Raw genomic sequence first — 12,924 nt, forward strand, 5'->3', positions numbered from 1 at the left:
CGGTCAGATGGAATCCGGCCCGGCGAGGGTTTTCCAGGCGAGGCGCATCTGACGCGAATCACATTGGCCCCGATGGCCGGTGACCGGCGGATTTCCCCGCTTAAACCTGTCCAAAACTTGAAAAATCACCCCTTCGTTGTGACATGAATGCCCAGATGCGGCGTAGTGCGCGCCTATGACCGCTGGACGAACCGATTTCTCCCGGCTAGATAGCCGCGATGAGACGCCGCTTTGATGCGGTGCTGATGCATGTTTGCCCGCAATCGCGGGCGCCGGAATCGGAGAAAACCTCGTGTCCCACGCAGAAGACAACGAAGGCACCCGCAGAGATTTCCTCTACTACGTCGCTGGCGGCGCAGGTGTCGTTGCGACGGGTGCAGCCGTATGGCCCCTGATCAACCAAATGAACCCATCGGCAGACGTTCAGGCGCTGTCCTCGATTCGCCAGGACGTCAGCGGTGTCGAGCCGGGCACGCAGCTGACGGTGAAATGGCTGGGTAAGCCCGTATTCATCCGTCACCGTACCGGTGCCGAGATTCAAGAGGCCAAGGAGCAGGACGCTGAAGGCGTAGATGCGCTGCCTGATCCGTTGGCGCGCAACTTCAACCTGCCCGCCGATGCCCCTGCGACCGACGCCAACCGCGTGATGCCGTCGCCCGAAGGCGAAGCGCCCGGTGCATGGATCGTTCAGATGGGCGTTTGCACCCACCTGGGTTGCGTACCTCTGGGCGATGCCGGTGATTTCGGCGGCTGGTTCTGCCCCTGCCACGGCTCGCACTATGACCTTGCCGGTCGTATCCGCAAAGGCCCCGCGCCTGAAAACCTGCCCGTTCCGCCCGTTGAATGGGTGGATGCGACAACCATCAAGCTCGGCTAAGGGAGACCCAGATGTCCGGAATTCCCCACGATCATTACGAGCCGAAGACAAACGGCGAGAAGTGGCTGAACAGCCGCCTGCCCATCGTCGGCCTGATTTACGACACCATCATGATCCCCACCCCCAAGAACCTGAACTGGTGGTGGATCTGGGGCATCGTCTTGGCGTTCTGCCTGGCGCTGCAGATCGTCACCGGTATCGTTCTGGTGATGCACTATACCCCGCATGTTGATCTGGCCTTCGCCAGCATCGAACACATCATGCGCAACGTGAATGGCGGCTATATGCTGCGCTACCTGCACATGAACGGCGCGTCGCTGTTCTTTGTTGCGGTTTACATCCACATCTTCCGTGGCCTGTTCTACGGCTCGTACAAAGCCCCGCGTGAGATCACCTGGATCATCGGGATGCTGATCTACCTGATGATGATGGGCACCGCCTTCATGGGCTACGTTCTGCCCTGGGGTCAGATGTCCTTCTGGGGTGCGACCGTGATCACCGGCCTGTTTGGCGCGATCCCGTTCGTGGGTGACGCGATCCAGACCTGGCTGCTGGGCGGACCCGCGGTGGACAACGCCACGCTGAACCGCTTCTTCTCGCTGCACTACCTGCTGCCGTTCGTAATCGCGGCGCTGGTGATCGTGCACATCTGGGCTTTCCACACCACCGGCAACAACAACCCCACGGGTGTTGAAGTGCGCCGTGGCTCGAAAGCCGAGGCCGAGAAAGACACGCTGCCGTTCTGGCCTTATTTCGTGATCAAGGACCTGTTCGCGCTGGCCGTGATCCTGGTCGTGTTCTGGGCAGTTGTCGGCTTCATGCCGAACTATCTGGGCCACCCGGACAACTACATCGAAGCCAACCCGCTGGTTACGCCTGCGCATATCGTTCCGGAATGGTACTTCCTGCCGTTCTACGCGATCCTGCGCGCCTTCACTGGTGAGGTCTGGGTTGTTCAGTTCGCCAGCTTCATCACCGGCGGCATCGTCGACGCCAAGTTCTTTGGTGTGATCGCGATGTTCGGTGCGATCCTGGCCATGGCCCTGGCGCCCTGGCTGGACACCTCAAGCGTGCGTTCGGGCAAGTACCGTCCGATGTTCAAATGGTGGTTCTACCTGCTGATCATCGACTTCTTTGCCCTGATGTGGCTGGGTGCGATGCCCGCAGAAGAGCCTTATGCGACCTTCTCGCTGATCGCGTCTGCCTACTGGTTCGCCTATTTCTTCGTGATCCTGCCGATCCTCGGCGTGATCGAGAAGCCTCTGGCACAGCCCGAGACCATCGAAGAAGACTTCAACGCGCATTATGGCAAGGCTGACGCCGACGCCACGCCGGCCGAGTAAGAAGAGGGACCGGAAACATGTTCAAGAAACTTGCAATCGGTGCCGCGTTTGCTCTGGCCCTTGCTCCTGCTGCGTCTTTCGCAGCAGGTGGCGGCGAGCAGCATATCGAGGACTTCCACTTTTCGTTCGAGGGGCCCTTCGGCACCTGGGACAAGCACCAGCTGCAGCGCGGCCTTCAGATCTATACCGAGGTCTGTGCAGCCTGCCACGGCCTGAGATACGTGCCTCTGCGCGATCTTGAGGCGCTGGGTTATTCGGAAGAAGAAGTCATCGCCTACGCGGCGGGCAACTTTGAAGTGTTCGATCCCGAGCTGGACGATTTCCGCCCGGCGATCCCGACCGACCACTTCCCAGCCAATGACGGTGTCGGCGCACCAGACCTGAGCCTGATGGCCAAGGCCCGCGCCGGGTTCCACGGTCCCTACGGTCTGGGTATCAACCAGCTGTTCAAAGGCATGGGTGGTGCGGAATACATCGCCTCGTTGCTGGATGGCTATACCGGCCACGAAAAGGAAGAGGCCGGCACGGTCCTGTACGAAAACACCGCCTTCCCGGGTGGCTGGATTTCGATGGCGCCGCCGCTGTCCGACGATCAGGTCGAGTTCACCGATGGTCACCCGGCCACGGTTGAGGCCATGTCCGAGGATGTCGCCGCCTTCCTGATGTGGACAGCCGAGCCGAAGATGATGGAGCGCAAATACTCGGGCTTCGTCGGCGTGATCTTCCTGTCGGTGCTGTCGGTGCTGCTGTATCTGGTCAACAAGCGCCTGTGGGCTGCTGTGAAGGGCAAGAAGAAGCACTAAGCGCTGATCTTCCTAAAAAGAATGAACCCCCGCGCCATCGGCTGCGGGGGTTTTTTGTTTTCGAGGGGTGAAGGGTCCAGCCCCTTCTTGGCCTGCGGCCAATTCCGGGGCTCCGCCCGTTCGCGGTTGAAATCGTCCACTGGACGATTTCTTTTTCACCGCTCACTCCGCCGGGAATTTTTTGGCCAGATGAAGTGCGGATCAGGTTGTGAGCTGAGTCGCGGTGGCGCTTATGATTTTGGCGGTCACGATCTGGCCTTCAGGCTGGGGGGTGGTGAAAGTAACCTCGGTGAATTGCTCGGTGCGGCCCATATGGGGGTTTTCCATCAGGATGTGATGGGTTTTTCCGATCTGATCGCTCAGGTGTTTGGCGACCTGCGCATCGCCTGCGGCGCGCAGGCGGGCGGCACGGGCTTTGATGATATTGCCGTTGATCTGCTGTGGAATCCGGGCCGCCGGGGTGCCTTCACGCTTGGAATAGGGGAAGACGTGCAACCAGGTCAGATCGCAGTCGGTGACCAGTTTCAGCGAGTTCTCGAAATGCGCGTCGGATTCGGTTGGAAACCCGGCGATGATATCCGCGCCAAAGGTCATCTCGGGGCGCAGTTTGCGGGCCTCTTCGGTAAATCGGATGGCATCGTCGCGCAGGTGGCGGCGTTTCATCCGTTTCAGGATCAGGTCATCCCCGTGCTGCAGCGACAGGTGCAGATGCGGCATCAGGCGCGGCTCGGTCGCGATCGCCTGCATCAGGTTCTCATCCACCTCGATCGAGTCGATCGAGCTGATCCGCAGGCGCGGCAGGTCCGGCACCAGTTTCAGGATACGCATGACCAGATCGCCCAGTTTGGGCTGCGCGGGCAGATCGGCGCCCCATGAGGTCAGGTCCACACCGGTCAAAACGACCTCGTTATAGCCCCGGTCTACCAGCCGCTTGATCTGATCCACCACCACGCCTGCAGGGACGCTGCGGGAGTTACCGCGGCCATAAGGAATGATGCAGAAGGTGCAGCGATGATCGCAGCCATTCTGGACCTGCACATAGGCGCGTGAGCGGGTACCGAATCCATCGATTAGATGTCCGGCGGTTTCGGTGACCGACATGATGTCGTCGACCTGTACGGCTTCGGTCTGGCCGATGAAATCCGCCGCCATGCCTTTCCATGTGTCGGGCTGCATCTTCTCGGTATTGCCGATGACCGCATCGACCTCTTCCATTCCGGAAAAGGTTTCGGGTTCGGTCTGTGCTGCACAGCCGGTCACGATCAGCCGTGCGTTCGGGTTTTCACGGCGCAGCTTGCGAATTTCCTGCCGAGCCTTGCGTACCGCCTCGGCCGTCACTGCGCAGGTGTTCACCACGACGGCATCGGTCAGGCCGGCCTGTTGCGACAACTCCTTCATCGCCTCGGTCTCATAGGCGTTCAGGCGGCAGCCCAGAGTGGTGAATTTGGGCGCGCTCATCTCAGCGTCCTCAGGAATTCCGGGGTCAGGGTGCCCGAAAACACGTGGCAGGTGGGTCCGGTCATCCAGACGCCGTCCTCGCGCCAGTCAACCCAGATCGTGCCGCCGTCCAGATCGATCTGCACCTTGCGCCCGGTCAGGCCGCGTCGTGCGGCGGCCACGGCGGTTGCGCAGGAAGACGACCCCGAGGCCAGCGTGATGCCCACGCCCCGCTCCCAGACACGCATCCGGATGTGGTCGGGGCCTACGACCTGTGCCACCTGCACATTGGTGCGTTCGGGATACAGCGGGTGGTATTCGTAGCGCGCGCCAAATTCCGTCAAGGGGATGGCTTCGGCATCCTCGACAAAGAAGGTGCAGTGCGGGTTGCCCATGCCGGTGGCGGTCGGCCCGCCTTCGATCGGCAGTTCCAGCGTGTCGGTTTCTTCGGCCAGCGGAATCTCATGCCAGTCCAACTGCGGCGGCCCCATGTTGACCGAGGTCAGCCCGTCGCCCGCGTCGCAAGCGTACAGGGTGCCGCGTTCTGTGGTCAGGGTCAGCTCGGATTTGCCGGTTTCCTCCATCAGGAACCGCGCAATACAGCGCGTGGCATTCCCGCACGCGGCCGAGGTCGACCCGTCGGCATTGTAAAACACCAGATGCGCATCCGATTCGCCGCTTTCGATCACCGCCAACTGGTCGAATCCGACGCCGAACTGCCGATGCCCGATTCCCCGTGCCAAGGCGGGCGTAATCTCAACGCTTTGCGCGCGCGCATCGACAATGACAAAGTCATTGCCCAGCCCGTGCATCTTCATGAAGGGCAAACCCGAGGTCAGTATTCGTTGCATGGCGCGCATATAACCCTGCGTTGGAAAGGAATCCACCCTGCGGAGAAGATTCCTGAAAAAAGGGGTTGACCCCCCCGCGCCACCTGCCTAATTAGGCCGCCTATCGGGGCGCCGGAAACAAGTTAGGTTAAGGTGGAACGAGGTGCAAAATAAGGGCTTGAACCCAGTTGGGAAAATGCCTTAGAGAGCGCCACGGATCGACAAGATCCAGACAAAAGAGTGGGCCGTTAGCTCAGTTGGTAGAGCAACTGACTTTTAATCAGTGGGTCGCAGGTTCGAATCCTGCACGGCTCACCACTTTTTTCAATAATAACAAAGAGATGCAGGGTGCCGGTTAGGGTTGACCCAGTACAGCAAGTCCATACTGGGTCGGGATTTGGGCCAGTTCGAATTTTGGCTCAGGCCGCGTTGAGAATTTCACGCGCTTTATCAGCTGTCGGCAAATTTGCGAACTTGGCATACTTCTGTGTCTGAGTGACTGTAGCGTGTCCCAACAGATGGGATACTTCCTCAAGCCTCATACCTTTGTTCAGCATTCGGGTTGCATAGGTATCCCGGCAGGAGTGAATAGTTGCCGTTCCTTTCTCCGCCAACACACGGGCGCTGGAAGGACAGTTCTCCCTTATGACGTTCCTAAGATTCTTGACGGCTCTATCCATGGAGACGAATGGCTTTGGCTGCTCACTAAGCCTCTTCAGAACATCGTAAAGCCGGTCACTGATCGGCACAAACACAGACTTCTTGGTTTTGTGGTTAAAGTTATCGATCACCCGGTTTTCCATATCAATGTCTGCCCACTCAACCAAAATAGCTTCGTTTAGCCTAACGCCTGTATCGATGAGATAGACGAACAGATCGGCCGCCTTCTGATATGCCGCGTTCCCCTCAGATGCCTTGGCGTTGAGGCCCTGTAGGATGGCTTCTTCTTCCAAGTCAGACAGCACACGGCACTTCACAAAGCCACGTTCCAATTTGAATTCCAGATCAGGGTTCACCTTGTACCTCTTTTTGCAAAGGTTGTTCACTCGTTTGAGAAAGCGAAGTTCGCCGTTGATCGTGTTTGCTGTCATACCTTCTTCCTGACGTGCCATTCTGAGGTCATCCACGTCGTCATCGGTCAAAGAAGAAAGTGGACGGTCCGGATCAAGCGACCAGCGACCGTGGAAGGCCTTGGTCAGCCCCAGCATTTTGTTCATGTTATATTGGTAGCTTTCTTTGGTCCGACGTTGGACGCTGGCCACCGTGAGCGCACAAGGTCTAACGGCAGAGGCTGAGAAGCCTTTTTTGCGCTGGGCAGTTGGCCAGAGAGAATTCAACTCGGAATGAAGAGGGGGCGGGGGTTTCGGAAGGCGACTTCAAAAAACGGGGGCTATAAGTGTTATTATTTTTGTTGTTTGGAAGTCGGCCACCTCACAACACATCGGATGAAAAGCTGACGGCAATGGTCGGATGACCGCATTGAGCCCAAAGTTACGTGCTGCACTATCAAAGCAAAGATTTGGATCATTACCTTTGGTCCAAATTGCCTATTGGATTGGCAAACAACTTAGATAGCGGCCGAGGCACCGCGTAATGATGTTAGGAAACACCTTGAGAGTTGACGGCCCATTAATCATGGTTGGGTTGCCGCAAAGAACTTATATTGTTAGATTTTCATGTGTTGGCACATGTTGAAGCCTGTGTTGATTTCACCAAGCCAATACACTCCACGTGAACAGAGGCTAAAAGCTTCCAGTGATGAATAGAGTCCATATTAGACTGATGCTTCAAGCGATTACTAATTGCCTCCTCCTACCGCTATTGCTTGTGTTGTTAGTTGCTGGAACCAGCGTGTCCGAAGAAACGAGAGCCCTAGACGCCGTATTGGGCGACATGGGTTACTTTGATATTAAGTTGGTCGGTTGCACCATGGTTTACTCGCGAGAGGTTAAGCCAACCGACGAAAACAACGAGTATTTTCTTTTTACTGACTTCTTCAACTTGAACTCATTTTCCAGATTTGACGAAGCACGAGTTGAGAGAGTCGTTTTGCGTGGTCGGGAACTATACGAACTAAGGTTCCCTTTGGATGATTGGTATGCAGAGGCATATAGAAATGTCCAAGATTTTGCCATCACCGTGAACCGCCGCTTAACTGGGCAGGTTTGGCCGTTTGAACATCCTTATTTTCAAGTAGAAGCCGTTCCGTGGTTAGAACGTGAGATACAGCGTACTGGCCTTCTTGACTTGGGGCTGAACGGGAGAATTGACTACTCGAAGTTCGGCCAATCCACAGTGTTTTACCCTGGCATGTACTTCAATTTTGACAACTCTGACTTACTCATAGAGTTTCAACAAGAAACTTCCAAGTACGCTCAAATCAATGGTTGCGACATAAACTGATCATTATCGTTCTAAAACTATTGAAGTGGGTTAGCCTCTGCATTTGCAACGGCAGGTTTGTCCGCACAACTGCCGTTTATCCCGTTGGGACAGGTCGAAAGACAGGCAAAAATCGGCGGATGGCTGCTCTGAGCCCTTTGTGGACATTCAAATACCGATCAAAGATGATCTGTTAACACGCAACAGGTGAGGTCGAAGTGTACGATAGGAGATATTCTGGAAGCCTGATTGTTGCTTGCGCCGGCCCCGAAAACCCTCCACCCGAACAGACTGTCTATGGCGAAATGCGCTGTCGCTCCGGAGCTCAGCTGAAGTTCACGTCAGCGGACGCAAAACTAGCATTTGACAACTGGTCGATTGATGAACTGGTTCCGAAAGATGCCCACGTATTGCTATTGGACCCAACGCTCTCTGACTTCGAAGCCGCGATTGAAAATATTTCGAGAGAATTGAGCGTGTTCCCGCAAGGCGAGACCGGAATTGACCTTTACTTCGCAGGTCATGGCTTACCCAAGTCCGGAGCCTTAGTCCTGCGCGATCAGGCGCTTTCAGCCGCTGATTACGTTTCATTGATCGAAGAAAACATGGCGTCCGATAAGGGAATCCGAGGGATCAGCATGATGCTCGACAGCTGTCACTCGGGCGCTTTTCTCTTTGAGGCAATGGTCGCTCTTCAAGGTCGTGAAGAAACCGTTCGTTTGTATGACGGTCTATGCTCCTCAATGCATGACGAAAAGTCATGGGAGTTATCATTTCTTGAGCATGGTGCGTTTACTTTCACACACTTTCATCAAGGCAATAGCTATGTGAGTCCAGCGGAATTCCAGAAGGCAATTGACGAACAAAATCATAAAGTTATTGTAAAGTGCATTCAGGGCTTGGTCGCCTCGATGGCCGATCCGGCAACGTTCCTCACTCAAGGAAAACAACATTCGATCGATTGTGTCAAAGGCGGTGGATTGACTACCAAAACTCGTGGCTCGACAGACATAAATGAGTTGGACCAACCTTTCGATGTTGAAATGATCATTGAAGCGCTTAGGCGAAGTATCAAGTGACCGATCTGTCCGCTTTGCAGTCATTCCGATGGCCGCACGACTCAGACACGCTCAGGCAACCCGAAGTTCTCAGTGACAGCATTTCCACTGCGTATGCTATATGGGTAAGGTCTATTGGCATAGGCTAGGAAGCCTATTTGCGCTGGGCAGTTGGCCAGAGAGAATTCATTTCAGAATGAAGAGGGGGCGGGGGGGTCGGAAAGCGACTTCAAAAAGCGGGGGTTTTAAGAGTTGTTATTGTTGTTGTTTGAATATCGATCGGCTCAGAGCAAATCCGCCGGAAGGTTAGTAGAAATGGCCGGGTGACCGCTATTAGCCCTTAACGGTTATTGCCCGAGGGATAAAATACCGTAGCAGCATTGGCCTGTTCGCGGCCCAAACCAGAAATGAGGCTTAGGGCCTTCTTTGGGAAAGGCCCATCTATCTATGACATCAACAACTAGGCTACAAAGAAGTGCTCTCGCTCATTCCGCAGCTTTTGGCGTCTGAGCAACATCAACAAGATAGTCGTTTTCAGTTGAACTTTGCTTCACAAAATCTGTTTTGCGTGGCCTGTCCAATCCTGCTGCGTCTAACAGTGCCCTATTTGCTTGCCGTGATGAGGAAAAGACATAAGGGTGCAGCGGGTAGAGAGGCGGCACAGGCAAGCGGATCTTTCTTCCTTATAAGTACAGTTAAATGTGCAGTGGGTGGAATGGCGGCACGGGCAATCGGATCATTCTTCCTTTTAAGGTCGAATTTGTGTGCAGGATTTAAAGCGGTTGCCGTAGCAAGCCGACCTTTGGTTTTTTCAAGATTGCGTTACGCAGCATCTGTCAAATTGATCGGGCAAATGTTGAGGGTAAGATAGCGCACGTTGGACACAGGTATGCCCACGCGCTCGGCCAGTTCCTTGGGGGTTTCAAGCAGCTTTCTCACGCTTTGCCTCCTGTCGTCGTTGCTCACGAACTGAAGCGAAAGAAATCGCTTTGCATCCAGAATGAAACAAAACTACGCTGAAACTGCATGAATCAAGCGTGTCGCCATCGTTCGTATCTATTTCTAATATAATTGACTACGAATGAGGTCAACGCAAATACAAATGAAAGTTGAAAATGGCTGTTTCTGGCCTTGGGCATCGCCTTGCAGCAGTACGAAATATGGCTCGTCTCTCCCAAGAGGAGATGTCGCACGCGCTTGGTATCAGCCGAAGCGCCTACCAGAACTACGAACGTGGCCAGCGTGACCTGACGGCTCAATTGCTTCTAGAAATCTACGAAAAGTTCGATGTCGATCCTCTTTGGATGCTCGAAGGGGATTCCGAAGACGGGAAGAGCCGTCGGCACGAAGAGATCGCGACCGCCTATCGCAAGGTCGGTATCGCCGTAGAGAGGCGGATCATTGATCGAGATTTGAATGTCACGCCGGAAAAGAAATGGGACGCCATCATGTTCCTTTTCGACGAAGTCCTGAACACCGATGCATTGGCGAATGAAGGTAGTGCACCGGACATAACAAGAATTGACAGTGTTTTGAGGCTAATTAGCTGATGCTGAGAGAAGAACTTCCCGAAGACGTGCTCAAACTCCGGCCACGCAAGCTACGGCTCGGTCGCGATACCAAGCGAATTTTGGATGACCTTTGCGGAACTGACGATGAAACTAGGTTTGAAGGGTGCAAAAAACGCTTACGTCCACATGCCGACAGCATCAATGCGATCCGCTGCGCGGATTGTGGGCAGATCGAATACATAACGCGCGACTATTGCCGCTGTGGCCATTATCTTGCTGGCCAGGTTATGGACGAATTCCTGTCGTGGGAAATTGATCTGGTTGAGGCTAGTAATCGTTCGGCTGCCGATGCAGAAGAAGCAATGAAGCCGGTCAAGCGCATCAGCTTGGTCGCAATGTTGTTCTTCATTTGGCCTCTCTACCAAGGGGTTTTGACAGGGGGGAAATGCCAATAACGACGTGGCTGTGGTTCCTACCGGGATTGATAGTTATTTTTCTGTGCGCTCTATTTGAGAGATCTGTCACCGCGAAACGCGACGAAAACGCTCGCTTGGTTGACGCGGCCACTTTCGAGCAGTTTTTGATTGAACGAACAACCTCACCGAACAGCTGATTTAGTATAAGCTTTACCGTTAAGACTGATGAATGCATCGTCCCCAGAAACACATTTGAGGTAGCGAGCATGCAATTCAGACCGGCGACCAAAATGTGTGTCAGTAATACTCAAGAGAATTGTGAAGGTACTTTTAACATAATGTTTAACCCGCCTCCTCGTCGCCGCAATTTGGTAGTATCCAGAGACCGAATGACCTTAAATTCATTGAGTTCCCTTGATGAAGATCGAGCCAGTTCCGAGGATGGTCTAGCGTTAAATAGAGGTTACATAGATTGCCGAGGGTGCTCGGATCACGATGTTCGAAATGTTCTTGAGGAAGAACGGGAAATTCTAAAGATGCTAGCCGCTGCTGGTTGGACGACTGTTGATGCGAACGAAATTTTAGACACAGACTATTTCGAGAGATATGAATTGTCGGCTTTTGACGCCGGAATGAGCGCTGCGGTAGTAGCACTCTCGGCGACAGGCTACACCCCTATTAGTTCATGCAATGGCGGCACCATAGGAAATGACAGTCATTCAATGGAAGTGCCGAACATTTTGTTTGCTGCTGGTCCAAAGTCAAACTCTGAGGTTGTATGGGAAGCAGCTGTCAGAGCCGACTTAGGCCTCTTAGAGAATGGCGAGTTTGTGGAAATCTATGCAGATCAGGTCCTCAAGTTCCATAGTTTTGCTGCTGAAATCCTAAGGTTGTTGGAGGCAAGTTGAGAACTTATCGTTGCGAAATTTCAAGCGAACCCGCGGGATTGAATGATCGCGAGTTGACTCACTGAAACTGCTTAGTGGATAGAGCAGGTTCGCGTGGATGCGACACACTCAAGTTTCGTCGGAAGTACAGCGACTTGCTAATCTGGAACACTGAGTGCAAAGCTGTTAGGCATGGAGCACTTCAAGCCTTTCCTGAACGACGCCTCTTTAGGTTCACCAGAGAGGTAAGAGTGGATTTCGGCGAGATGGATTCGCCAATACTTATGGAAGGATCTGGTGAGTATGACGGGAACAATACAGTATACGTCACTAGATAAGTTCTTCTTAGACCCACGAAATCCAAGACTGGGTCGTTCAGCGCATGCTCAAAGCCTTCCGCAAGACGAGATCTACAACCGCATGCGCGATTGGTCTCTCGAAGAACTTGCTACATCATTTCTTGAAAGTGGCTTTTGGGCGCACGAAGCTGTTCTCTGCGCAATTGAGGAGATCGACGGTGAAGATCAACTCGTCGTAATCGAAGGGAACCGTCGGATTGCCGCACTAAAAAGGTTGCAAAACACATTCGATGGAGCGGATGGTTCGAAGAAATGGGCGGATCTTATCAATGGCTTGGATAGGCCGGATGGGCTCTTCAAAGATGTCCCATACATCCTACTAGGGGACAGGTCGGACGTCGATGCGTTCCTTGGGTTTCGTCATGTAACCGGCATTAAGGAGTGGGCACCGCCAGAGAAGGCTCAGTTTATTGCGAAACTCATTGATGAACGTGGTTTGTCTTACCGCGAGGTAATGCGGAAAATAGGAAGCAAGACACCGGTCGTTGAGCGTAGCTACATAGCCTATCGCATCCTTATTCAGATGGAGAACATTGAGGGCTTAAGTGTCGAAGAGGTGGAAAAGCGCTTCAGTGTCTTGTTTCTATCTTTGCGCTCAAAAAGCGTGCAGAACTTTTTGGGTGTTTCGGAAAAATTTGGCGTAGAGCCTGCGAAAGTTAATCCTCCTGTTGGAGACAACTACATCCCTCAGCTTTTGGAGTATTCTCGCTGGCTCTTTGGCGATGCGGAAACACCACCGGTTGTCACTGATTCCAGAGAAGTTGATAAGTTCGCGACAGTACTGGCCTCGGAAGAGGGTCTACAATACCTTCGTACAGTTAGATCACCAAGCTTAGAAAAAGCTTTTGTCATAGCTGGCGGCGATCAAGAGGAAATCTATGAGCTTGTATCCACAGCAGCTTATAACTTGCAGGAAGCACTGTCATCTATCCACCTTTATAAAGATGATGAACGCTTGATAGCAGTTTCCAAACGCCTGGTAGCTAACGCTGAACAAATCAAAAAGACGCTTGAAATCTAA

At 53.7% G+C, this 12,924-nt stretch carries 12 protein-coding genes and 1 tRNA gene; 10 read left to right on the forward strand and 3 right to left on the reverse strand.

Features of this window, described 5'->3' with window-relative positions; genetic code table 11:
• Nucleotides 1-292 precede the first annotated feature (292 nt).
• From petA to ACR0NT_RS08620, 3 genes are read left to right on the forward strand one after another with little or no spacing between them, the layout of a single operon-like run.
• The gene (gene petA, locus ACR0NT_RS08610; protein WP_170444411.1) at nt 293-877 is read left to right on the forward strand and encodes a ubiquinol-cytochrome c reductase iron-sulfur subunit; all 585 of its coding nucleotides are present in this window, start codon (nt 293-295) and stop codon (nt 875-877) included.
• 11 nt (nt 878-888) lie between these two features.
• Nucleotides 889-2,220: a cytochrome b gene (petB, locus tag ACR0NT_RS08615; RefSeq protein WP_170444408.1), complete on the forward strand. Its 1,332-nt coding sequence runs from the start codon at nt 889-891 to the stop codon at nt 2,218-2,220.
• A 17-nt stretch (nt 2,221-2,237) separates the two neighbouring features.
• Nucleotides 2,238-3,023 (forward strand): cytochrome c1, encoded by a 786-nt coding sequence (locus tag ACR0NT_RS08620; protein ID WP_170444405.1) that lies wholly within the window; start codon nt 2,238-2,240, stop codon nt 3,021-3,023.
• 201 nt (nt 3,024-3,224) lie between these two features.
• Here the strand turns inward: ACR0NT_RS08620 and mtaB are convergent, their stop codons facing one another.
• Together mtaB and dapF are read right to left on the reverse strand one after the other, a co-directional pair.
• Nucleotides 3,225-4,481, reverse strand: a complete 1,257-nt coding sequence (mtaB, locus tag ACR0NT_RS08625; RefSeq protein ID WP_170444402.1) for a tRNA (N(6)-L-threonylcarbamoyladenosine(37)-C(2))-methylthiotransferase MtaB — start codon at nt 4,479-4,481, stop codon at nt 3,225-3,227.
• Nucleotides 4,478-5,320 carry a diaminopimelate epimerase gene (dapF, locus tag ACR0NT_RS08630; RefSeq protein WP_170444398.1) on the reverse strand — a complete coding sequence of 281 codons (843 nt, stop codon included), beginning with the start codon at nt 5,318-5,320 and terminating at the stop codon, nt 4,478-4,480. Before dapF ends, mtaB begins: the two co-directional genes overlap by 4 nt.
• A gap of 212 nt (nt 5,321-5,532) precedes the next feature.
• On the opposite strand from dapF, the gene ACR0NT_RS08635 reads away from it, so the two are divergent.
• Nucleotides 5,533-5,608: transfer RNA gene (locus ACR0NT_RS08635), tRNA-Lys, on the forward strand.
• Nucleotides 5,609-5,709: 101 nt separating this feature from the next.
• On the opposite strand, the gene ACR0NT_RS08640 is transcribed toward ACR0NT_RS08635, so the two are convergent.
• On the reverse strand, nt 5,710-6,498 hold the full coding sequence (locus ACR0NT_RS08640) for a tyrosine-type recombinase/integrase (protein WP_480442915.1): 789 nt from the start codon (nt 6,496-6,498) through the stop codon (nt 5,710-5,712).
• 643 nt (nt 6,499-7,141) lie between these two features.
• On the opposite strand from ACR0NT_RS08640, the gene ACR0NT_RS08645 reads away from it, so the two are divergent.
• The 6 genes from ACR0NT_RS08645 to ACR0NT_RS08670 all read left to right on the forward strand — a co-directional run bounded on the left by ACR0NT_RS08645 (nt 7,142) and on the right by ACR0NT_RS08670 (nt 12,924).
• Nucleotides 7,142-7,693 carry a hypothetical protein gene (locus ACR0NT_RS08645; protein ID WP_170672740.1) on the forward strand — a complete coding sequence of 184 codons (552 nt, stop codon included), beginning with the start codon at nt 7,142-7,144 and terminating at the stop codon, nt 7,691-7,693.
• Between the two features lie 197 nt (nt 7,694-7,890).
• Nucleotides 7,891-8,751, forward strand: a complete 861-nt coding sequence (locus ACR0NT_RS08650) for a hypothetical protein (RefSeq protein WP_170405096.1) — start codon at nt 7,891-7,893, stop codon at nt 8,749-8,751.
• A gap of 1,094 nt (nt 8,752-9,845) precedes the next feature.
• Nucleotides 9,846-10,280 (forward strand): helix-turn-helix domain-containing protein, encoded by a 435-nt coding sequence (locus ACR0NT_RS08655; protein WP_170672742.1) that lies wholly within the window; start codon nt 9,846-9,848, stop codon nt 10,278-10,280.
• Nucleotides 10,280-10,696 (forward strand): hypothetical protein, encoded by a 417-nt coding sequence (locus ACR0NT_RS08660; RefSeq protein ID WP_170444360.1) that lies wholly within the window; start codon nt 10,280-10,282, stop codon nt 10,694-10,696. Before ACR0NT_RS08655 ends, ACR0NT_RS08660 begins: the two co-directional genes overlap by 1 nt.
• Nucleotides 10,697-11,046: 350 nt before the next feature.
• On the forward strand, nt 11,047-11,565 hold the full coding sequence (locus ACR0NT_RS08665) for a hypothetical protein (protein ID WP_170672743.1): 519 nt from the start codon (nt 11,047-11,049) through the stop codon (nt 11,563-11,565).
• A gap of 282 nt (nt 11,566-11,847) precedes the next feature.
• The gene (locus ACR0NT_RS08670) at nt 11,848-12,924 is read left to right on the forward strand and encodes a hypothetical protein (RefSeq protein WP_170672745.1); all 1,077 of its coding nucleotides are present in this window, start codon (nt 11,848-11,850) and stop codon (nt 12,922-12,924) included.

This window comes from Ruegeria sp. AB10 (genome assembly GCF_056542745.1).